This is a genomic window from Streptomyces sp. AK02-01A, from assembly GCF_033795305.1.
Taxonomy (GTDB): domain Bacteria; phylum Actinomycetota; class Actinomycetes; order Streptomycetales; family Streptomycetaceae; genus Streptomyces.
This window is the reverse complement of the sequence record NZ_JARBAE010000017.1, coordinates 1-22,513: the sequence shown is the minus strand read 5'-3', so window position 1 is coordinate 22,513 and position 22,513 is coordinate 1. Positions and strand designations below refer to the sequence as shown.

Below are 22,513 nucleotides of genomic sequence, written 5' to 3'. Positions count from 1 at the left end.
TAGCGCATAACACGCTCATTTGTCCCGACCGCGTGAGCGCCGCGTCCCCTGGATGTACGCACACCGCGTACATCCAGGCACTGAGCGGCACAGACACCGAGCCGGTACGGACACAGCAGAGCGGTACAGACACAGAGCGGCGCCCGGACCAGAAGGTCCGGGCGCCGCTCATGCGTACTCGTGCGGGCACGCGAAGGGATCACGCCGCGTGGACGACGTCCTTCTCCTCGGCGAAGTGGCACGCCGACTCGTGCGCGGCCTGGCCGTCCGAGACCTTGAAGCGCTCGGGGATCGCCAGCAGCGGCTCCTCCGTGGCGCACCGCTCCTGCGCCTTCCAGCAACGGGTGCGGAAGCGGCAGCCGGACGGCGGGTTCGCCGGCGACGGGACATCGCCGGTGAGGATGATCCGGTCGCGGTGATCGCGCGCCGTGGGGTCGGGCACCGGGACCGCCGACAGCAGCGCCTGAGTGTAGGGGTGCGTCGGGTGGTCGTAGATCTGGGTGTCGGTACCGATCTCGGCGACCTTGCCGAGGTACATCACACCGACCCGGTCGGAGATGTGCCGGACGATCGACAGGTCGTGCGCGATGAAGATGTAGGAGAGGTTGAACTCGTCCTGCAGGTTCTCCATCAGGTTGATGACCTGCGCCTGGACGGAAACGTCCAGCGCCGAGACCGGCTCGTCACAGATGATGATCTCGGGGTTGAGCGCGAGACCGCGGGCGATGCCGATGCGCTGGCGCTGACCACCCGAGAACTGGTGCGGATACCGGTTGATGTACTCCGGGTTGAGACCCACGACATCGAGCAGTTCCTGCACCCGGCGGCGGCGGTCTCCCTTCGGTGCCACCTCGGGGTGGATGTCGAAGGGCTCGCCGATGATGTCACCGACCGTCATACGCGGGTTGAGCGAGGTGTACGGGTCCTGGAACACCATCTGGATGTTCCTGCGAACCGCCTTCAGCGCGCGCCCGGACAGCTTGGTGATGTCCTGGCCCTTGAAGAAGACCTCGCCGGCGGTCGCGTGCTCCAGCGTCATCAGCATCTTGGCGACGGTGGACTTGCCACAGCCGGACTCACCGACGATGCCGAGCGTCTCGCCCTGGTACAGGTCGAACGAGACCCCGTCCACGGCCTTGACCGCGCCCACCTGGCGCTTGAAGAGGATCCCCTGGGTCAGCGGGAAGTGCTTGACCAGGTTACGGACCTGGAGGATCGGCTCTCCACGCTCGACCGGAGCCTCGATCGCGGCGACGGCCGCGCTCTCGGAGGCCGCGTCGACCAGTTCCACCTCGGTGACGTTCGGGGTCGCGTCCACGGATTCCCTGTTGAGCTCAGCCATGGATCGTCTCCTTCCAGAAGTGGCACGCGCTGCCGCGGCCGGGCAGCTCGCTGCCGTCCTGCTCGGTCACCGGTGTCAGCGCCGGGACCTCGGTACGGCAGATGTCCTGCGCCATCGGGCAGCGCGGGTTGAACGCGCAGCCGGCCGGGATCTTGAGCAGGTTGGGCGGCAGACCCTTGATCGCGTAGAGCTCCTGGCCCTTCTGGTCCAGGCGCGGGATCGAGTCCAGCAGTCCACGGGTGTACGGGTGGGCCGGGCGCTTGTACAGCTCGTGCACCGGCGCGGTCTCGACGATACGGCCGGCGTACATGACGGCGATCTTGTCCGCGACATCGGCGACGACGCCGAGGTCGTGGGTGATCAGGATCAGCCCCATGTTGAATTCGCGCTGAAGCTCCGCCAGCAGATCCATCACCTGGGCCTGGACGGTCACGTCGAGCGCGGTGGTCGGCTCGTCCGCGATGATCAGGTCCGGCTCCAGGGCGAGCGCCATCGCGATCATGATGCGCTGACGCATACCGCCGGAGAACTGGTGCGGGTAGTCGTTGACCCGCTCCCTGGCGGCCGGGATCTTCACCCGCTCCATCAGGTCGATGGCCCTGGCCTTGGCCTGCTTCTTGGAGAGTCCCTGGTGGACACGGAACATCTCACCGAGCTGGTAGCCGACCGAGAGCACGGGGTTGAGCGAGGAGAGCGCGTCCTGGAAGATCATGGCGATCTTCTGGCCGCGGATCTTCCGCCGCTCCTCGTTGCTCATGGTCAGCATGTCCTGGCCGCGGTACAGGATCTGGCCCTGCGGGATCTTGCCGGGCGGCATGTCGAGGATGCCCATGATGGCCTGCGCCGTCACGGACTTGCCGGAGCCCGACTCACCGAGCACGGCGAGGGTCTCGCCGGAGTTGACGCTGTAGTTCACGCCGTTGACGGCCTTGGCGACGCCGTCCCTGGTGTGGAACTCCACGTGGAGATCGCGGACTTCGAGGAGCGGTCCGGAGTCCGGGCCGCCCGCTCGGGGCGCCGGGACACTTGCTGTTTCTTCGATGATGGTCACGTACGCCCTCCTCAGCGCAACTTCGGGTCGAGGGCGTCGCGTACCGCGTCGCCCAGCATGATGAACGCGAAGACCGTGAGGCTGAGCGCGCCGGCCGGGAAGAACAGGGCATGCGGGTTGTCCCGGATGTCCTTGCTGCCCTGGGCGATGTCGATGCCCCATGAGATCGTCGGGTCGGCCAGTCCGAGGCCGAGGAACGACAGCGTCGCCTCGGCCGAGATGTAGCCGCCCAGCGCGATCGTCGCCACCACGATGGTCGGGGCGAGCGCGTTCGGCAGGACATGACGGAACAGGATCCGGGGGGTGCCCGCGCCGAGGGCGCGGGCCGCCGTCACATAATCCGCCTGCTTCGCGGTGATCACCGACGAGCGCATCACACGGCAGATCGAGGTCCAGCCCAGGAAGGCGAGGGCCAGGATGACGACGTACACCTTGCGCTCGGTGAAGGCGTTCAGGACGACCATGGCGCCGAGCAGGAAGGGGATACCGAAGAAGATGTCGGTGATCCGGGAAATGATCGAGTCGAGCCAGCCGCCGAAGTAACCGGCGAGCATGCCCAGCAGACCACCGAGCAGGGTCACCAGCGCGGTGACGCCGACACCCACCAGAATCGAGGCCCTGGTGCCGTAGACGACACGTGCGTAGATCGAGCGGCCCTGGCCGTCGTAACCGAACCAGTCGGGCTGGAGGATGTGTCCCAGCGACGGCTTGGTCAGGAAGTGGTTGGTCAGATCGCCCGAACGCGGGTCGACGCTGGTGAACACGCCCGGGAAGGCCGCGACGATCAGCAGCAGAAGCAGCAGGATCGAGGAGATCCAGAACATGGGCCGGTGGCGCAGGTCGTACCAGGCGTCACCCCAGAGGCTACGGGGCTTGCCCTGTTCCTTGTGACCGGCGGCCGATACGGCCGCCGCGTCGACCGCCGGCGGAGCGACGGCGTCGACGGCTGTCTCGGTCTTGGTCTTGATCACGTCAGGCATACCGGATCCTCGGGTCCAGGACCGCGTACAGCAGGTCGACGATCAGGTTGATCACAAGAATGACAAGGACGAAGACCGTGACCACACCCACGATCGTGGAGCCCTCACGCTGCTGAAGCGCCTTGTAGAGAAGGTTGCCGACACCCTGGACGTTGAAGATGCCCTCGGTGACAACGGCGCCGCCGATGAAACCGCCGACATCCGTGCCGAGGAAGGTGACGACCGGGATGAGCGAGTTGCGCAGCAGGTGGACACCGACGATACGGCGGCGCGGGAGGCCCTTGGCCATCGCGGTCCGCATGTAGTCGGCGCGCAGATTCTCCGCGAACGTCGTACGGGTCAGTCGTGCCACATAGGCCATGGAGAGCATCGCCAGGACAAACCCTGGCAAGAACAACTGTCCGAAGTTTGTGGAGTCCTGGACGTTTGGCGGCACCCAGCCGAGTTCGTCCGCGAGGACGAAGCGGGCGAGGAAGCCGAGCACGAACACCGGGATCGAGATGACGATCAGAGTGAAGATCAGCACGCCGGTGTCGGCGGCCTTGCCGGCCTTGAGACCCGCCCAGGCGCCGAGGCCGATGCCCACGATGATCTCGATGATCATCGCGACCACGGTGAGCCGCAGCGTCACAGGGAAGGACTCGGACATCTCGTCGATGACCGCGCGGCCACCGAAGGTCTGACCGAAGTCACCCTGGAAAAGATTGCCCATGTAGTCGACGTATTGCTTCCACAGGGGCTGGTCGAGCCCGAACTCATGGCGGAGCGACGCGACCTGTGCGGGGTCTGCCGCCTTGTCTCCCCACATCGCCCGGATGGGGTCACCCGGAAGAATGTGGACCATGAGGAAAATAATCAGAGTGGTCCCGATGAAAACCGGGATCATCTGGAGCAGTCGCCTAGCGACGTAGCGCCCCATCATGCCTCCATGCCGTGAGGGGTCGGCGATGGCCTTCCTCGTTTTCTCCGCCCCGGGGTGTGGGGGAGAGAGACCCGGGGCCTACGCCTGCGGACCGGTGCCGCCGCCCCCCGCGGGGGCGGCGGCACCGGTCGGCGGTCCCGATTGCTTACTTCTTCGACTTCACCTGGACGTCGGTGAAGATGGGGTCGCCGTCCTGGCCGTAGGGAATCTTGCCGAACACATTCGTCGACTGGCCGGAGTTGTTCTTGTAGAACCACAGCGGAATGGCCGGCATGTCGTTCTTCAGGAGCTGCTCGGCCTCCTGGTACATCTTCACCGTGTCGTCGAGCGTGGCGGCCTTGTCAGCCTTGGACGCCAGGTCGTCGAACTCCTTGTTGGAGTAACCGGATGTGTTACCCGCCGCGGTGGAGCCGTACAGGTCACGCATGAAGTTCGAGTTGACCGGGTAGTCGAGCACCCAGCCACCACGGTACATGGACTTGACCGTGTGGTTGTCGCGCGCGTTCAGGTCCGCCTGGAAGTCCGGCTTCGAGTCGCCGACACAGTCGACGCCCGTGGCCTGGCGGATGCTGTTGCAGACCGCGTCGACCCACGGCTTGTGGTCCTGGTCCGCGTTGAACTGGATCGAGATCTTGTTGCCCGGGACACCGCCACCCTCCTGGATGAGGGCCTTGGCCTTCGCCGGGTCGAACTTCACGACGTCACCGAGAGCGCCGGCCTTGTAGCCGAGCACACCGCGGGCGACGAAGGAGTCGGCCGGGCTACGGGTGCCGTGCAGCACGGTCTTGGTGATCGTGTCGCGGTCGATCGCCATGGACAGACCCTGGATGACCTTGGGGTTGATGTCCTTGAACTGCTTGGTGTAGAACGCCGGGACCAGCGACTGGACCGCGGAGTACTCCGCGTCGATCGCGCGGTCGCCGAGGTCCTGCTTGTAGCTCGTCAGGGCCGTGGTCGGGACCTGCTCGATCCAGTCCAGGTTGTTCGACCGCAGGTCCGAGTAGGCGGCGTCGGCGGTGGTGTAGTTCTTGAAGTCGATGCCACCGTTCTTGGCCTTGTTGGGCCCGGTGTAACCGTCGAACTTGCGAACCTTGATCAGCTTCTTGTGGTCCCACGAGACGAACTGGTAGGGACCGTTGCCGATCGGCTTCTCACCGTAGCCCTTGGGGTCCTTGAAGAAGCCCTCGGGAAGCGGGGTCCACACGTCGTAGCCCAGCTTGTACGCGAAGTACGAGACCGGACCGTTCAGCGTGATCGTGAAGGTGTTGTCGTCGACAACCTTCAGACCCGACATCGACGTGCCCTTGGGGTCACCCTTCTCGGGGTGGACGTCCGCGTAGCCCTTGATGTCCTGGAACCAGCTTGAGTTGGTCTGGTTGTTCTTGACGTTGGCCGACCAGTTCCACGAGTCAACGTAGGACTTGGCCGTCACCGTGGTGCCGTCGTGGAACTTCCAGCCCGGCTTGAGCTTGACCGTCCACACGGACGAGTCCGCGTTCGGGGTCACAGATTCGGCGTTGATGTACTCGAGCTTGCCGGTTCCCGGCTCGTAGTCCACCAGCCCCGAGAAGATGGTGCGCAGCACACGGCTGCCCTGGCTCTCCTTGGCGTTCGCCGGCTGCAGTGGGTTCTGCGGCTCGCCGAGCTGGGCAACAAGAATGCCGTTCGGGTCGGCCTTGCCCGCGTCCATGTCATCGCCGCTGTCACTGCCACCGCCACCACAGGCGGTCGCTGCCAGGGCGACGACTATCGCGCCCGCGACCCACTTGGCGCTCTTGGCACCACGCATGGGTTCCTCCTCATGAGTCCACTAGTCACTACAAGAAGGGCATTGTCTACGCGCGCTGACACCCCTGGCAGCGTGCTAGTCAATTACCCCGAGTGTGCTCGTGAGTCGGCGCTCCCCACAGCGCATGACCCATTGACCCGAGCTCAATGGAGCCAACTATTAAGTACAGCCCGGCCGTAAACCACACTTGCAGGGTCTCGTTTTGACAACATCGAAGTACCCTGTCCGCCCGAAATCCGGACAAACTGAGTACAGACAGACACCCGCGAAACGGACCGTTAACACATGTTCCGGAGAGCGATGGTCGATATCCGGACACCCCGGCAGAGAAATGCGATTGACGAACGGCCCGGCCCGCCGCGTTTCGCGGTGGACCGGGCCGTCGTACTGACGTGATGTCCGGCACTCCGCCGGACGGTGGGTCAGCGCTTGGCGCGCGACGCGGCGCGGCCGCGCTCCTTCTGGTCGAGGACGACCTTGCGGATCCGGACCGTCTCCGGAGTCACCTCGATGCACTCGTCGTCCCTGCAGAACTCCAGGGACTGCTCCAGCGAGAGCCTGCGCGGCGGCACCACGTTCTCCGTGGTGTCCGCGGAGGCGGCACGCATGTTTGTGAGCTTTTTCTCCTTGGTGATGTTCACGTCCATGTCGTCGGCGCGCGAGTTCTCGCCGACGATCATGCCCTCGTAGACCTCGGTGCCGGGCTCGGTGAAGATGACACCGCGCTCCTGGAGGTTGACCATCGCGAACGGCGTGACCGAACCGGAGCGGTCCGCGACCAGCGAACCGTTGTTACGGGTCCGCAGCTCACCGAACCACGGCTCGTGGCCCTCGAAGATGGAGTGCGCGATACCCGTGCCGCGGGTCTGGGTCAGGAACTCCGTACGGAAGCCGATGAGGCCGCGGGACGGGACGATCCACTCCATCCGGATCCAGCCCGAGCCATGGTTGGTCATGGTCTCCATGCGGCCCTTGCGGGTCGCCATGAGCTGCGTGATGGCGCCGAGGTGCTCCTCGGGGCAGTCGATCGTCATGCGCTCGATCGGCTCGTGCGTCTTGCCGTCGACCTGCTTGGTGACCACCTCGGGCTTGCCGACGGTCAGCTCGAAGCCCTCCCGGCGCATGGTCTCGACAAGGATGGCCAGCGCCAGCTCACCACGGCCCTGGACCTCCCAGGCGTCGGGACGCTCGGTGTCCAGGACGCGCAGCGAGACGTTACCGATCAGTTCGCGGTCCAGCCGGTCCTTGACCTGGCGCGCGGTGACCTTGTGGCCCTTGCCGCCCTTGCCGACCAGCGGTGAGGTGTTCGTACCGATGGTCATCGAGATGGCCGGCTCGTCGACCGTGATCAGCGGCAGCGCGATCGGGTTCTCCGGGTCGGCCAGGGTCTCGCCGATCATGATGTCCGGGATACCGGCGATGGCGCAGATGTCGCCCGGGCCGGCCTTCTCGGCCGGCTTGCGGGTGAGCGCCTCGGTCATCAGCAGCTCGGTGATACGGACATTGGACATCGTGCCGTCACGCTTGATCCAGGTGACGGTCTGGCCCTTCTTCAGCTCGCCCTGCTCGACGCGGCACAGCGCGATACGGCCGAGGAAGTTGTCGGCGTCCAGGTTGGTGACATGGGCCTGGAGCGGCGCGGCCTCGTCGTACTCCGGGGCCGGGACATGGTCCAGGATCGTGGAGAAGAACGGCTCCAGGCTGTCGCTGTCGGCCGGGACCGTGCCGTCCTGCGGCTTGGTCAGCGAGGCGACACCGTCCCGCGCGCAGGCGTAGACGATCGGGAACTCGATCTGCTCCTCGGTCGCGTCCAGATCCAGGAAGAGGTCGTACGTCTCGTCGACGACCTCGGCGATCCGGGAGTCCGGGCGGTCCGTCTTGTTGATACAGAGGATCACCGGCATCTTCGCCGCGAGCGCCTTGCGGAGCACGAAGCGGGTCTGCGGGAGCGGGCCCTCCGAGGCGTCGACGAGCAGCACGACCGCGTCGACCATCGACAGGCCCCGCTCGACCTCGCCGCCGAAGTCGGCGTGGCCGGGGGTGTCGATGATGTTGATCGTGATCGGGTCGCCGCCCGTCTTGGGGTGGTACTTCACGGCGGTGTTCTTGGCCAGGATCGTGATGCCCTTCTCACGCTCCAGGTCGTTCGAGTCCATCATCCGGTCGTCGAGGTGCTCGGCTGCGTGCGCGGCGAAGGCGCCGGCCTGCTTCAGCATGGCGTCGACCAGAGTGGTCTTGCCATGGTCGACGTGGGCGACGATGGCGACGTTACGGATGTCGTGGCGCGTGGGCATGCTGGCTGGCGCTTCTCTCGATCGTGGGATGCGGCGTTTTCCTCGTACGCCCGCCGGGCGGACACGCCACGGCTCGTCCCATGGTACGGGGCCGGTGAGTCGGGGGCTTCCCGGCCCGATCCGATGTGACCGCCGAGAGGTCCGGCCGCGCGGCGCGGGCGCCGCGGCGGAGCGGGGCCGGGCGGGCCACCGGTGGAGGTGCGCCGGCCCGGCGCGGACGCGGACGTGCCCGCCGGCGAAGGCCGGCGGGCACGTCGGTCGATCGGTTCTGACGTTTTCAGCGGCTCTGACCTGGTGCTGCTCCCCGAGCCGGTCCTTCAGGACCTCAGTCCTTCGACTCCGGGCCCGCGGTGCCGGGCTTCTTGAATCCGATGTCCTGGTAGCGCGGAGTGGCGAAGCCGAAGGCTCCCGCGTTCATCAGTCCCGGCTTGACGACCACAAGCTGCGGACGCTGGTAAAGCGGGATGGAACCGGCCGCGGCCCAGATACGGGCATCGGCCTGCTTGAGCAGATCGCGGGCCGCGTTCTCGTCCAGCTCGCCGGCCGCCCGGTCGAAGAGCTGGTCGATGTGGTCCGTACCGACGCGGGTGTAGTTCTGCTCCACCAGCAGCGAGCCGTCGCTGGCGGGCACGGGCTTGGCGAAGATCGGCCGGCCGTCGGTCGCCGGGTAGGCGGTGGCGGGCCAGGAGTAGAGCGCCAGGTCGTAGTCGCCCGAGGAGACGTGGTCCTTGAAGTAGTTGTCGTCGGCGACCTTGGTGATCTCCGTGTCGATGCCGATGCGGTCGAGCATCCGCGAGATCCGCTCGCCGACGGTACGCAGCGACTCGGAGCCCTCGCCGCCGGGCAGGACGAAGCGGAGGGTGAGCGGCTTGCCGTTCTTTCCGACCGGGCCGGTGAGCACGGGCGGGGTGGCTGTCCCGCTCGGGGCGGCGGTGCCGGCCGGAGCGTAGGCGCCGGCCATGCCGCCCGGCTTCTCCTGGGCCTCCTGGGCGGCCTTCACCGTCTGCGTCCGCACATCGGAGTCGTCCAGGACCGCGGCCTGACGGAGCAGGGTCGTGCCCTGGAAGGCGGCCGCCGGGGCGGGAGCGAGGATGTGCGTGGCGGTCTCGGGGCGGGGCGCCGCCTCGCCGGGCTTCTCGTCGCCGACGATGTACGTGCCCTCGTCGGAGGGAACGTCGGGCTTGTTGTCCTCTTTGTTGTTCTTCTCCTCCTGCTTCAGCTTCTCGGCGGCCTGTCTCTCGGCCTTCTCCTCGGCCTTCCGGTCCGGGGCCTTCTTCTCGTGCTTCTTCGCCTCTTCCTCGGCGTCGGCCTTCTTGCCCTTGCTGCCGGCCTTCGCTCCGTCCGCCTTCTTACGGGCTCCGCCCGGCACCCAGCCGGCGTCGGTCAGCAGCGCCTGTGCCTCCTGCGTGTCCTGCTTGCCGAGTGCGGCGCTGTTGTCCGCGTACGCCTGCTGACCGTCCAGTGCCAGATGGCTGCCGAGCGGCTTCGCGGGCAGTCCGAGCGGCTTGAGCACGGTGTCGGCCAGCTCCTGGCGGTTGATCGCGCGGGCCACCGCGCGCCGCACCCGTTCATCGGCGAGCGGTCCGGACTGGCCGTTCAGCGCGAGCTGCGTGTAGGCGGGCTCCAGCGACTTGCGCACCTCGTAGGCGTCCAGGGACTTCTGCTCACGGGCGTACCGCTTGATGGACGCGACGGTCTGCTCGCGGGCCTCCTGCGCCGCCTCGGCCCGCTCCTCGTCGGAGCCGTTGGCCAGCGCCCAGGACCGGAGTGCGGAGGCCGCGGTGATCTCGGTGCCGGGGCCATGGGTGAGCGGTTGCCCGCCGCCGCCCTCGTCCCGCTTGGCCAGGGCGATACGTTCGACGACTTTCCTGTCGACTTCCGCGAGATCGAGCTGGCCGGCCGCGAGTGCGGCGGCACGCTTGCTCCTGGGCACCGCGCGCATGACGAGCGAGTCCAGCTTGGCCGGCTCTCCCCACCAGCGAGGATTGCGGACGAGGACGGCTTCCTTCTTCTTCCGGTCCACTTTCTTGACGGTGAAGGGACCGGCCGTCTTCTTCAGGGTGGTCCTGGCCCCGTCGTTGAAGGAGTTGGGCTTGGCCGTCACATCCTTGGGATAAAGGGGACTGAAGAGAGACTTCCAGTCCGCGTAGGGCTTGTTGAAGGTGACCCTGACCTCCAGGTCACTGGCCCCGCGCTCGATCTTCTCGATCCGTTCGTAGCCGGCGTTGCGCGCCGTCCAGTACGCGGAGTCCTTGCCGCGCAGCGCACGCCACTGGGCCGCGAAGTCCGGCGCCCCGATTTCCCGGCCGTCGCTCCACACCGCCTGCTGGTTGAGCTTGTAGAGCACCACCTGCTTGGGCTCGCGCTCGACGACCTTCGCGGACTCCAGATAGTCGGGGTTGATCTTCGGGCGGCCACGCTCGTCGAGCGTGAAGAGAGAGGGCAGTACGGCACCGGCGATCCGGTTGGTGGAGGCGTCGGCATCGGCCTGGAAGGCGTTGAGCGTCGCGGGCATGGTGTCGATCGCCCAGTGCAGGGTGCCGCCCTGGCCGACCCACTCCCGTCCGGCCGGTGCGATGTCGGGGGCCGCCGTGGCCTTGTTGCCGTCGTCCTCCGAGGAGCAGGCGGACAGGGAGGGCAGGGCGAGCACACCGGTGGTGAGAAGCGCGACCGAGCGGAGCGTTCGGGAGCATGTCCTCCCGCGTGGGGCGCCGACGTGGGACATGGCTTGTACCTCTTCGTCCTGTTTGTGGAATTTAGAGATGATCACACCTATTGCCCACCCACTGAAGTGGACCGGGCCGGAGCCGCGACGCAGACACGGCGACACTCACCACAAAGGCCACCCGTGCGGCCCAACAAGGAACCGGCCGCCTTGCGGAGAGCCAAAAGAGCACCAAACCACCGAAAAAGCACACCAATATCGAAAATATGAACGCATGTAGCACCAAGCCGGTACGGACGGCCCAAGCCCGCCGACGGATCCCGCCCGACCTCCGGCACCTCTCTCCACACGCCTCGCATATTGTCCGAATCACCCAAGTATGTACGGACTATTTATGGCGTCGCCGCTCCGCCTCGCCCTCGCGTGCACCGGACGGCGGACCCTCGGCACCGGCGCGGTCCAGGGAGGACGGCCCGGCCCGCAGGCGCGAAACGCACTGGAGGCGCACCGCGTACGTAAAAAAGAGGGGCACACGCCTTCACAAGCGGGGATGTGACGCGGAACACTCGCAGGCGCGTACAGAGCGTCCCGAGAAAACCCCTCGGCGTCCTTCATGCCGTTCGCGACTGTGGAAATGAGGCCATCTCATGTCCCTGCAGGACGATTTGACAGCGGTCAGGCGCTGCCTGGACGACCTGGTCCGCACGGTCGGACAGTTGGAACGCAGCCTCGCTCAGCTCCAGGAGAACGAGTCCCGGCCCCTCCTGGCCGGCCGCGCCGACGATCTGGTCACGATCACCGACACGCCGTACAACACCGCGCTGTGGACGGACTCGGACGATGAGGGTCTGGGCGTGCGCGACCGGCGCGCGCCATAGAGCGTGCGCCCGAGGTCCCGTCCGGTCCGCGGTGCCCGGCGCGCGCGGTCGGCGTCGCCGGAGTCGTTCGCGTACGTCCGGCCCGTCCACGGCATCCGTCCGCCGCCTCGCGGTCGCGCAAGCTGACCGCCGCGGCTCCCGACCCGCTCCGCGCGCGGACGGCGCTACTTCCGAAGCACGCCTGAGGAGAGCTCCTTGGCCACCGGCACCCAACCTCCACCTGTCAGCACGGGCGCGCACGGAAGTACGGGCGTGCGCGGCTCCTCGCGCGCCGCCATCGCGTCCCGCCATCTGCGGACGGACCGCTGGTGGCTGGCGCCGGCCGCGACGGCCGCCGGACTGCTCGCCTTCATCGTCTATTCGACATGGCGGGCGTTCGCCAACTCGGATTACTACGCGGCGCCCTATGTCTCACCGTTCTACTCGCCCTGTCTGGCGGAGAACTGCGCGCCCATGCGGCACGGCCCGAACTGGGAGATCTTCGGAAGCTGGTGGGGCCTCTCTCCCGCACTGCTGATCCTGATCTTCCCGCTGGGTTTCCGGCTGACCTGCTACTACTACCGCAAGGCGTATTACCGGGGCTTCTGGGCCTCGCCGCCCGCCTGCGCCGTCGCCGAACCCCACACGAAGTACACCGGCGAGACCCGCTTCCCGCTGATCATGCAGAACATCCACCGCTACTTCTTCTACGCGGCCGTGCCGGTCGCCGGCATCCTCACCTATGACACCGTGCTGTCCTTCCGCGACGAGGACTACGCCTGGGGCCACATGGGCCTCGGCTCGCTGATCTTCCTGGTCAATATCGGACTGATCTGGGCGTACACCCTCTCCTGCCACTCCTGCCGGCATGTGATCGGCGGCCGGCTGAAGCACTTCTCGAAGCACCCGGTGCGCTATCGGCTGTGGGGCTGGGTCGGCAGGCTGAACAACCGGCACATGCAGCTCGCCTGGGCATCTCTGATCAGCGTCGCCGTGTCCGACTTCTATGTCTATCTGCTGGCCACCGGCGCCTTCGACGATCCGCGCTTCTTCTAGGGGATGTCTTCAGACATGACGCAACTCGAACGCCGGCAGTGGGACGTCGTGGTGGTGGGCGCGGGTGGTGCGGGACTGCGTGCCGCCATCGAGGCGCGCGAGCGGGGCGCTCGTACCGCCGTCATCTGCAAGTCGCTCTTCGGCAAGGCCCATACGGTGATGGCCGAGGGCGGGATCGCCGCCTCCATGGGCAATGTGAACTCCGGTGACAACTGGCAGGTGCACTTCCGGGACACCCTGCGCGGCGGGAAGTTCCTCAACCAGTGGCGCATGGCGGAGCTGCACGCGCGGGAGGCGCCGGACCGGGTCTGGGAACTGGAGACCTGGGGTGCGCTTTTCGACCGTACGGCCGACGGCAGGATCTCCCAGCGCAACTTCGGCGGGCATGAGTATCCTCGGCTCGCCCATGTCGGCGACCGGACCGGCCTTGAACTGATCCGCACACTCCAGCAGAAGATCGTCTCGCTCCAGCAGGAGGACTTCCGCGAATTCGGCGACTACGAGGCGCGGCTCAAGGTCTATCAGGAGTGCACGGTCACACGCGTCCTCAAGGAGCACGGCGCGCGGGGAGAGGACCGGGTCGCGGGCACCTTCTGCTACGAGCGCGAATCGGGCCGCTTCTTCGTCCTGGAGGCACCCTCCGTCGTACTCGCCACGGGCGGTATCGGAAAGTCCTTCAAGGTGACGTCGAACTCCTGGGAGTACACCGGCGACGGACACGCGCTGGCGCTGCTCGCGGGCGCTCCTCTGCTGAACATGGAATTCGTGCAGTTCCATCCGACCGGGATGGTCTGGCCGGCCTCGGTGAAGGGAATCCTCGTCACCGAATCGGTGCGTGGCGACGGCGGAGTGCTTCGCAACTCCGAAGGCAAGCGGTTCATGTTCGACTACATCCCGGATGTCTTCAAGGAGAAGTACGCGGAGTCGGAGGAGGAGGGCGACCGCTGGTACGAGGACCCGGACAACAACCGGCGTCCGCCGGAGCTGCTTCCGCGCGACGAGGTGGCACGGGCCATCAACTCCGAGGTCAAGGCGGGCCGCGGCTCTCCGCATGGCGGCGTCTTCCTCGATGTCTCGACGCGGATGTCCGCCGAGGTGATCCGGCGCCGGCTGCCTTCGATGTACCACCAGTTCAAGGAGCTGGCGGATGTCGACATCACCGCGGAGGCCATGGAGGTCGGCCCGACCTGCCACTACGTGATGGGCGGGATCGCCGTCGACTCGGAGACCGCCGCCGCGGGCATCACCGGTCTCTACGCGGCGGGTGAGGTCGCGGGAGGTATGCACGGATCCAACCGGCTGGGCGGGAACTCCCTCTCCGACCTGCTGGTCTTCGGACGGCGGGCAGGACTGCACGCGGCCGGGTACGCGGCCGGGCTCACCGCGCGTCCGACCGTGGACCAGGCCGACATCGACGCGGCGGCGGCCGAGGCGCTCCGTCCGTTCAGCACGGAGGACCGGTCCGGCGGCGAGGCGAGCGACGGGCCGGCGGCGGACGTCAGGCCCGCGGAGAATCCGTACACCCTCCATCAGGAACTCCAGCAGACGATGAACGACCTGGTCGGCATCATCAGGCGCGAGGGCGAGATGGAGCAGGCCCTGGAGAAACTGGCCGAGCTGCGCGTACGGGCCGGGCGGGCCGGGGTCGAAGGACACCGGCAGTTCAATCCGGGCTGGCACCTCGCGCTGGACCTGCGGAACATGCTGCTGGTCAGCGAGTGCGTCGCACGAGCGGCCCTGGCACGTACGGAGAGCCGTGGCGGCCACACCCGGGAGGACTGGCCCGGCATGGACCTCGACTGGCGCCGGGTGAATCTGCTCTGCCGGCTCGCCGATTCCACGGGCGGGCCCGCGGCCGATCCGCAACGCGGCCAGATCACGCTCACGCGGCAGACGACCGAGCCCATCCGTCCCGACCTGCTGGCCTTGTTCGACAAGGAAGAGCTGGTCAAGTACCTCGCCGAAGAGGAGCTTCACGAGTGAGCCCGAGTGCGTCGACGACATATGAAGCGAAGTTCAGGGTCTGGCGAGGCGATGCCGACGGCGGCGGGCTGAAGGACTTCGCCGTCGAGGTGAACGACGGAGAGGTCGTCCTCGACATCATCCACCGGCTCCAGGCGACGCAGGCGGCGGACCTGGCGGTGCGCTGGAACTGCAAGGCCGGCAAGTGCGGTTCGTGCAGCGCGGAGATCAACGGACGGCCGCGGCTGATGTGCATGACGCGGATGTCCGTGTTCTCGCGCGAGGAGACGATCACGGTCACCCCGCTGCGGGCCTTCCCGGTCATCCGGGATCTGGTGACGGATGTGTCCTTCAACTACACGAAGGCGCGGGAGGTGCCGTCGTTCGTGCCGCCACCGGGCGTCGCCGCGGGTGACTACCGGATGCGGCAGGTGGATGTCGACCGCTCGCAGGAGTTCCGTAAGTGCATCGAGTGCTTCCTGTGCCAGGACACCTGTCATGTGGTGCGGGACCACGAAGAGAACAAGACGGCGTTCGCCGGGCCGCGCTTTCTGATGCGGGTGGCCGAACTGGACATGCATCCGCTGGACGCCGCCGAGGAGTCCGGTCTCGACCGGAAGAGGACGGCCCAGGACGAGCATGGACTCGGCTACTGCAACATCACCAAATGCTGTACGGAGGTGTGCCCCGAGCACATCAAGATCACGGACAACGCTCTGATCCCGCTGAAGGAACGGGCCGTGGACCGGAAGTACGACCCGCTCGTATGGCTGGGCAACAAGATCCGGCGCCGGGGCGAGTAAGCGGAACGCCGGGTAGAACAGCCGGAGAGAGAAGGGCCCGCGTCCTGGTCGTCGGACGGACGCGGGCCCCGGACTCCTGACCCGCACTGAGGACTGTCCCGGCAGTCCCCGGCGGGACAGCCCTCAGCCGAGAAGCTTCACGATCGCGTCGGTCGTGTCGGTCTCGCCGAGCCTCGGGAAGATCTTCTCGACGCTGTTGCGGTGGGCGCCCTCGTCCATGTCCGTGACCGCGTCCGTGGCGACGGTGACGTGATAGCCGTGTTCATAAGCGGAGCGGGCGGTGGACTCGACGCCGATGCTGGTGGCGACACCGGTCACGACGACCTGGGTGACGCCCCGGCGGCGGAGCTGAAGGTCGAGGTCGGTGCCGTAAAAGGCGCCCCACTGCTGCTTGGTGACGACGATGTCGCCGTCCTGCTGGTCCAGTTCGGCCACCAGGTCGGCCCAGTCGGCGGCCGGCCTCCCACCACGCGCCGGGCCCTCGGTGCGGCCCGGCGCCCCGCCGGTGACGCGGACGAGCACGACCGGCAGACCCTTGGCACGGAAGGCGGCGGCGAGTTCGGCCGAACGCGCGACGACATCCGCGGTCGGGTGGGCGGTGGGCAGGGAGACGACGCCCTTCTGGAGGTCGACGACGATCAGTGCGGTCTTGGGATCGAGGACGGTGGCGGTCATGGTGCTACTCCTTGCGGTACGGGTGATCTCGGAGGTCAGGACCGGGCGCGCAGCGCCCGGTCGGTGAGGGTCAGGACGATCAGCAGCATCCCGAGGACGGCGGAGACGCCGGCCATGAGACGCAGACCGCTGTCGCCGGCCTGCGGGCCGTAGGCGAGTGCGATCAGGCTGGACGCGGCGATGGCGCCGATGTACTGCGCGGTGCGCTGGAGCCCGGCGGCGGAGCCGATGCTTTCCGGCGGGGCATGGGCCTGCACGGCGGCCTGGTTGCTCGTACCGATGAGGCCCTGCGGGATGCCGAAGCACGCTCCGGCGAGCAGCAGTACGACGAGCGGAGTGTCACCGCCGACGAAGAACAGCAGGACGGAGCCGCCGGTGAGCAGAACGCAGGCGAGCGCGAGCGGCCCGTATATGCCTTTCGTACGGGCACCGAGGAGCGAGCAGACCAGCGCGGCCACCGACATCGGCAGCAGCAGCACACCTGTCTCGCCGGAGGAGAAGCCCCTGGCCTCCTCCAGCCACTGGGTGAAGCCGTACATCACGCAGTAGATGAGCAGATAGCTGACGCCGTGCCGCAGATAGGTGCGGGCGAGCGGGCCGTTGCCCGCGAGCATCCGCAGATCGATGAAGGGACGGGGCCGGCGTAGTTGCCATCCGACGAGGACGGCCGTCAGCACGCCGAAAGGCGCGAGCAGCCACCACATCGGCTGGGCGAGATCGAGCAGGAAGAAGACCAGGACGGTCAGCGCGGCGGAGAAGAGCGCTATACCGAGCGGATCAAGAGTGTGGCGGAGCGAGCCGCTGGTGACGGCGCTCTCGCGGGCCGGGTCCTTCGGGATCCAGACCAGCCCGGCGACAAAGGCGATCAGCGCGACGGGCAGGTTGACCGCGAAGATGCCGCGCCAGCCGACCAGGGCGACCAGCAGTCCACCGAGGGTCGGGCCGACGGCCGCGCTGCCGAGCGCGGCGAAGGACACCCGGGCCAGCACGGTACGAGGCGCGGGCCTGCCGACCCGCCGGGCCTCGTCACGCAGGACGGACATGGCGGCCGGATAGGCGGCGGAGGTGCCGATACCGAGCAGCAGCCGGGAGACAACGAGCCAGCCGAAGGCCGGAGCCACCGCTCCGACCAGGCCAGACGCGAAGACGATCACCAGGCCGGCGAGGAAGACCCGGCGCGGGCCGAACGAGTCGGCGAGCTTGCCGAGGACGGGCTGACCGACGGCGCTGGCGAGATAGAGGACGGAGATGAGCCACGCGGTGTCGGCGGCGCCGATGCCGAAGTCGTGTCCGATCGCCACCAGAGCGGTGGAGATCATCGTGGTGTTCAGCGGGTTGAGCAGGGATCCGAGGAGAAGAGGTGCGGTGAGTCGGGCCGAGAAGCCCGGGAGGCCGGCCTCGGTGGCTGTTCCGGCTCCGGTCGGGTGTCCGGCTCCGGTCGGGTGTCCGGCTCCGGTTGAGTGTCCGAGCCCGACAGGAAGTCCGGTTCCGGTTGAGTGTCCGAGCCCGACAGGAAGTCCGGTTCCGGTCGGGCGTGCGGTTCCGGTCGGGATCTTCGTTCCGCCGGGTGTCTCCGCGGGAGCCGTCTCCGGCGAGTCGGCGTCGATGGGGCTTACGGCCCTGCGGTCCGCCGCCGTATCGCGTGCCGCGGGACCGGCCGCCGGAGCGCGCGCATCCGTGTCGCTCACTCCTCTCGCTTCGCCGGGGCTCACCTCTCGACCAGCCGCCGCAGCAGCGCCGCGGCGTCGGCGAGGGTGCGGCGCTCGGCGCCGTCCAGTTCGGCGTCGAGCGCTTCGGAGAGCCAGCCGTGTTTGGCCGCGCGAAGCCCGGCCAGGATGGTGCGGCCGGTATCCGTGACGGATACGACGGACTGCCGGCCGTCGTCGGGATCGGGTGTCCGCTCGACCAGACCCTGCTCCTCCAGCGCGCCGAGGGTCAGCCGCATGGACTGGGGCCGTACGTACTCGGCGCGGGCCAGCGCGGCTGTGGTGGACGGCCCTTCGCCGTCCAGACGCGCCAGCACCGACCGCTGCGAGGGCGTCAGCCCGCTCTCGGGCGAGGCCGTCCGCAGCCGCCGCATCAGCCTGCCGAGAACGGCGGAGAGATCAGCGGCGACCTGCTCGGCGGTCGGGTCGTCGGACTGTTCGGGCATAGCTCCACCGTACGAGATAGACAGGTAACCTTGCAAGGTTCCCTGTCATCCTCCGTCTCGGCGCTCCATCTCGCTGCTCCGCCGCCCTCCTCGCCACCGCCGACTGGTCGTACTTCTACACGCCGTACGATCCCGCCGACCCGGTGAACAAGCCCGGTCAGCTCCGCGGCGGCTTCTGGACCGACACCGGCGAGCACGGTACGGAGGAGGCCGGATACGGCTACTGGGGCTTCTCCCCCGCCAATGTGCCCGAGGGCGGCTACCAGGAGTACGGCGTCGACGCGATCGGCATGCGGGTCGACGGCTACGCCTCCAACACCGACCGCACCTGTGTCAGGCACGGCGAGCCGCTGCCACCGGCGTCCGCCTACACCAATGGTGTGGTCACCCCGCACGCCTCGTTTCTCGCGCTGCCCCACGCGCGCGGCGAGGCCGTCGCCAACCTCCAGGCCCTCGCCGGTGACTTCGGCGCGTACGACGACCGCTACGGATTCCGTGACTCCGTCAATGTGGGAACCGGCCGGGTCAGCGACTACGTGCTCGCCCTCGACCAAGGCATGATCGCCGCCGCGCTCGCCCAGGAGCTGCGCCCGGGTCTGTTGCGGCGGGCCTTCCGCTCCGGCGGATTCGCCTCGCGCGTCCGGCCGCTGCTGGCGAAGGAGCGTTTCAGCATTTAGCGGGAGTCACACAGCCCCATCCCTCGCGATAGGCGGTCCAGTCGGCCTCCTCCGCCGCGAAGTCGACATAGAGCGCGACCCCGAAGCGTTGCCGGTCGCGGTCGGCGCGCCCGAGCCCCAGCCGGACACCTCGGACCGCGGCCGGGACCGTCTCCGCGTGGGCGTGATGCCCCCATTCCTCCGTGTGATAGAAGGGCAGCCCCATCAGCAGGTCGGTACTCTCGGGCGTCGCCTCAAGCGCGAGCACGGTCTGCTGGGCGACATAGCCGCCGTACAGACTCTCCACCGGCAGCGCGGTGTCGTACGACATCACGGCGATCTGGTCGACCCTCCGGGCCACCTCCGTGAAGAATGTCTGCGACCACCACTTGGGATGCCCGCTGACGGCGCCGACGACGGAGTGCAGCGCGGGCAGCGGATCGATCTGGTGGGCGGCGACAGAGAGCGGCACATCCCGTGCCCGGGTGAGCGTACGCAGATCGTCCAGCAGCGAGAGATAGTCGCGGTCACCGGAGTGCAGCGGCTCCAGATCGAAGTGGACGCCGTCGAAGCCGACATCCAGGATCTGTTCGGCGGAGCGCACCACGTTGGCGCGTGACGAGGCCCGTGCCAGGCGCAGTCCGTCCGGACTCTCGGTCGCGAGCTTGTCACCGAGCCAGGCGTGCACGCGTACGCCCGGAATCCTGCGATGTACCGCCTCGATCAGCCAGCGTGCTCGGGGATGGCGGGCGGCGGGCAGAGTGCCGTTGTGCTCCAGGGGCCCGGTGTGGACATAGAGGTCACGTATCCCGGTCCCCCGGATCCGGCGGGCGAAGGCGTCGAGATCGGCGTCCTTCTTGCGGCCGTCCACCCAGGCATGGCCCAGCCAGATGGCGTCCCGGCCGCGCGTCTGTGTGCCGTCCTGGATTTCGCCCGTGTAATTGACCCGCAGGGCGACCGCGCCGGTGACGACGGGCACGACCAGCAGGACGGCCAGCACCAGCGCGATCCGCTTGGGCCACCGTGCTCGTGGAGCCCGCCAGACCCCTGTCAGTATTCGTCGCGGTCGCCGCTGTCGTCGCGGTCCTCGCAGTCGGCGCATTCGTCCGAATCCGCGCAGCCGTGCACGCAAAGCCGTCCCCTCCCGTTGAAACACCGGCCTCCGGGCCGTCTGCGGCCCAGGAGGCGTTCAGGCTATGCGCCGATGCCCGACAGGGGGCCGCAGCGTCCTTTCCGGGAGACCTGGTCCCCGCTCGCGGACACCACAACGCGGACATAATCTCCCAATTGTGACGCCGCTCGTGAGCCGTACCCGCACGCGCACAGGCCCTGTCCTTCTGGCCGCGCTGATCACCGTGTGGTGGCTTTTCGTTCCCTCGTCTCAGGTCGCCGGCGCCGAGGATCCCGTCCCGCTCTCACGGCAGGGGCAGATCACGGACAAGGTGGGCGCGCTCGGTGACCGCGGAACCGAGGTGAGCGATTCCCTCGACCGGCTCTACAACGACAGCCGCATCCAGCTCTACGTCGTCTATGTGCGTGACTTCTCCGGCCGGTCCGCGCGGAGCTGGGCCGATTCCACCGCCCGGCGCAACGGTCTCGGCCGCGACGACATCCTGCTGGCGGTCGCGACCCACGACCGGCAATACGCCTACTCCGCCGAAGCCGGCTCGGCGCTCACGAACGACCAGCTCGCCGACGTCGCCAGAACCGCCGTCGAACCCGCGCTCAGGCAGAACGACTGGGCGGGCGCGGCGATCGGCGCCGCGAACGGATACGACGCGGTGCTGGCGGGCCGGGCCGTCCCCACACCCGCCATCACACCCGGTGTGGCCGACCCCGGCGGCACGGCGGCCGACGGAGGCGCCGCGAGCAATCTGGTGCTGCCCGTGGTCGTGGCGGTCGGGGCGGTAGTCGTCGCGTTGTATGTGCATACCAAGCGCAAGCGACGAGCGGCGGCCCGCACGACGCCACAGAGCGGACAGCGCGGCCGGGGATCGTCCGAGGGGCCTGTCCGGACCCCGCTGCCCGAGCTGGACAGCCGCGCGAAGCGGATTCTTGTGGAGACGGACGATGCCCTGCGCACCAGCCAGGAGGAACTGGGTTTCGCCACGGCACAGTTCGGCGAAGAGGCCGCGGCCCCGTTCACCGATGCCGTGCACTTCGCGAAGGGCGAGTTGATCCTGGCGTTCCGGCTGCGCCAGCAGTTGGACGACGCGTATCCCGAGGACGACGCCACCCGCCGCCGGATGCTGGACGAGATCATCGCCCGCTGTACGGAGGCCGACAGCCGGCTGGACGCCGAGTCCGAGGACTTCGACCGCCTGCGCGCTCTGGAGCAGAACGCACCGCGGGCTCTCGACACCCTGGAAGCGGCCTTCCGCGAGCTGAAGGGTCGCGTCGCCACGGCTCGGGGCACGCTCACCGCGCTGCGCGATCGATACGCCGACTCGGCCTCCGCGCCGGTCGCGGACAGCGTGACCGGGGCCGAGGCCCGGCTGGCTTTCGCCTCCACGGGCCTGGACGAGGCCCGCGGGTTCATCGAAGCGGGTGACAACGGCAGGGCGGCCGTGCACGTGCGGGCAGCGGAGGGCGCCGTCGGCCAGGCGATCACCCTTGTCGAGGCGGTCGAGCGGCGCGCGCTGGAACTCGCGGAGGCGACCGGGAAGCTGCCCGGCGCGATCACCGAGACGGAGACGGATCTCGCGGACGCCCGTGGCCTGCTGAAAGGCACCACGGAAGGCGTCTCGACGGCCGATCTCCAGGGCCGGATCGGCCGTGCCGAGGCGGTGGTCGCGGAGGTATGGCGGGAGCAGGACACCGGACGTTACGACCCCATCGACGCCTTACGGCGGGTCGAGGAGGCGGACGCGGTCCTCGACGAGGCGCTCGCCGGAGCACGTGCCCGGGAGGAGGGCAACCGACGGGCGAGGGCGCTTCTCGACCAGGCGACGCTCACCGCCCGATCGGCCGTTGGAGCCGTCGCGGATTACATCGCCACCCATCGCGGGGCGGTCGGCAGCGAGGCCCGAACCCGGCTGGCGGAGGCGCAGCGGCGCCTGGAGCGAGCCCATGCGCCGACCGCCGCGGCCGGCTGGGACGACGCGCAGGGCGCGCTGGCCGAGACGCAGCAGGCGGATGCCCTGGCCAGGCAGGCGCAGGACCTCGCCGAACAGGACGTGCGGTCGTACGGGAACCGATTCGGCGGCAGCGGTGTACAAGGGGCAGGAGACGGGCTCAGCGGCGCTGTGCTCGGCGGAATCATCCTCGGCGGCGGGTTCGGCAGCCGAGGTGGATACGGAGGAGGCGGGG

General features: G+C 68.2%; 16 protein-coding genes and 1 pseudogene. 6 read left to right on the top strand and 11 right to left on the bottom strand.

Annotated features, from left to right (window positions below; all coding sequences use genetic code 11):
* Positions 1 to 199: 199 nt before the first annotated feature.
* The 7 genes from PV679_RS17765 to PV679_RS17735 all read right to left on the bottom strand — a co-directional run bounded on the left by PV679_RS17765 (position 200) and on the right by PV679_RS17735 (position 11,103).
* Positions 200 to 1,342, bottom strand: a complete 1,143-nt coding sequence (locus PV679_RS17765; protein WP_319681260.1) for a dipeptide ABC transporter ATP-binding protein — start codon at positions 1,340 to 1,342, stop codon at positions 200 to 202.
* Entirely contained in the window at positions 1,335 to 2,393 is a 1,059-nt protein-coding gene (locus PV679_RS17760; protein WP_319681259.1) for an ABC transporter ATP-binding protein, read from the bottom strand. The genes PV679_RS17765 and PV679_RS17760 overlap by 8 nt, the downstream gene beginning before the upstream one ends.
* Before the next feature lie 11 nt (positions 2,394 to 2,404).
* On the bottom strand, positions 2,405 to 3,373 hold the full coding sequence (locus PV679_RS17755; RefSeq protein WP_319681258.1) for an ABC transporter permease: 969 nt from the start codon (positions 3,371 to 3,373) through the stop codon (positions 2,405 to 2,407).
* Positions 3,366 to 4,292, bottom strand: a complete 927-nt coding sequence (locus PV679_RS17750) for an ABC transporter permease (RefSeq protein ID WP_319681257.1) — start codon at positions 4,290 to 4,292, stop codon at positions 3,366 to 3,368. Before PV679_RS17750 ends, PV679_RS17755 begins: the two co-directional genes overlap by 8 nt.
* Positions 4,293 to 4,440: 148 nt before the next feature.
* On the bottom strand, positions 4,441 to 6,084 hold the full coding sequence (locus PV679_RS17745; RefSeq protein ID WP_319681256.1) for an ABC transporter substrate-binding protein: 1,644 nt from the start codon (positions 6,082 to 6,084) through the stop codon (positions 4,441 to 4,443).
* A 422-nt stretch (positions 6,085 to 6,506) separates the two neighbouring features.
* Positions 6,507 to 8,378, bottom strand: coding sequence for a translational GTPase TypA (typA, locus tag PV679_RS17740; protein WP_319681255.1), 1,872 nt, complete (start codon positions 8,376 to 8,378; stop codon positions 6,507 to 6,509).
* A 325-nt stretch (positions 8,379 to 8,703) separates the two neighbouring features.
* On the bottom strand, positions 8,704 to 11,103 hold the full coding sequence (locus tag PV679_RS17735; RefSeq protein ID WP_319681254.1) for an ABC transporter family substrate-binding protein: 2,400 nt from the start codon (positions 11,101 to 11,103) through the stop codon (positions 8,704 to 8,706).
* 587 nt (positions 11,104 to 11,690) lie between these two features.
* Here PV679_RS17735 and PV679_RS17730 point away from each other — a divergent pair.
* The 4 genes from PV679_RS17730 (at position 11,691) to PV679_RS17715 (ending at position 15,721) form a co-directional block, all read left to right on the top strand.
* Positions 11,691 to 11,921, top strand: coding sequence for a hypothetical protein (locus tag PV679_RS17730; RefSeq protein WP_319681253.1), 231 nt, complete (start codon positions 11,691 to 11,693; stop codon positions 11,919 to 11,921).
* Between the two features lie 195 nt (positions 11,922 to 12,116).
* Positions 12,117 to 12,956, top strand: a complete 840-nt coding sequence (locus tag PV679_RS17725) for a hypothetical protein (protein ID WP_319681252.1) — start codon at positions 12,117 to 12,119, stop codon at positions 12,954 to 12,956.
* Positions 12,957 to 12,971: 15 nt separating this feature from the next.
* A complete protein-coding gene (locus PV679_RS17720) occupies positions 12,972 to 14,939 on the top strand; it encodes a fumarate reductase/succinate dehydrogenase flavoprotein subunit (protein WP_319681251.1) in 1,968 nt (655 codons plus the stop codon).
* The gene (locus PV679_RS17715) at positions 14,936 to 15,721 is read left to right on the top strand and encodes a succinate dehydrogenase/fumarate reductase iron-sulfur subunit (protein WP_319681250.1); all 786 of its coding nucleotides are present in this window, start codon (positions 14,936 to 14,938) and stop codon (positions 15,719 to 15,721) included. The genes PV679_RS17720 and PV679_RS17715 overlap by 4 nt, the downstream gene beginning before the upstream one ends.
* A gap of 123 nt (positions 15,722 to 15,844) precedes the next feature.
* Here the strand turns inward: PV679_RS17715 and PV679_RS17710 are convergent, their stop codons facing one another.
* From PV679_RS17710 to PV679_RS17700, 3 genes are all read right to left on the bottom strand, one after another.
* The gene (locus tag PV679_RS17710; RefSeq protein WP_319681249.1) at positions 15,845 to 16,396 is read right to left on the bottom strand and encodes an isochorismatase family protein; all 552 of its coding nucleotides are present in this window, start codon (positions 16,394 to 16,396) and stop codon (positions 15,845 to 15,847) included.
* Positions 16,397 to 16,431: 35 nt separating this feature from the next.
* Positions 16,432 to 17,715, bottom strand: coding sequence for an MFS transporter (locus PV679_RS17705; RefSeq protein ID WP_319681248.1), 1,284 nt, complete (start codon positions 17,713 to 17,715; stop codon positions 16,432 to 16,434).
* 389 nt (positions 17,716 to 18,104) lie between these two features.
* Positions 18,105 to 18,548: a MarR family winged helix-turn-helix transcriptional regulator gene (locus PV679_RS17700; RefSeq protein WP_319681247.1), complete on the bottom strand. Its 444-nt coding sequence runs from the start codon at positions 18,546 to 18,548 to the stop codon at positions 18,105 to 18,107.
* 86 nt (positions 18,549 to 18,634) lie between these two features.
* Between PV679_RS17700 and PV679_RS17695 the strand changes: the two are divergent.
* A pseudogene (locus PV679_RS17695) lies at positions 18,635 to 19,225 on the top strand (glucoamylase family protein); the annotation flags it as partial.
* Here the strand turns inward: PV679_RS17695 and PV679_RS17690 are convergent.
* On the bottom strand, positions 19,215 to 20,306 hold the full coding sequence (locus PV679_RS17690; protein ID WP_319681246.1) for a glycosyl hydrolase family 18 protein: 1,092 nt from the start codon (positions 20,304 to 20,306) through the stop codon (positions 19,215 to 19,217). The pseudogene PV679_RS17695 and the gene PV679_RS17690 sit on opposite strands and share 11 nt — an antisense overlap.
* Before the next feature lie 187 nt (positions 20,307 to 20,493).
* On the opposite strand from PV679_RS17690, the gene PV679_RS17685 reads away from it, so the two are divergent.
* Positions 20,494 to 22,513 (top strand): TPM domain-containing protein (locus PV679_RS17685; RefSeq protein ID WP_416069742.1); only part of this gene is annotated, 2,020 nt, incomplete at its 3' end.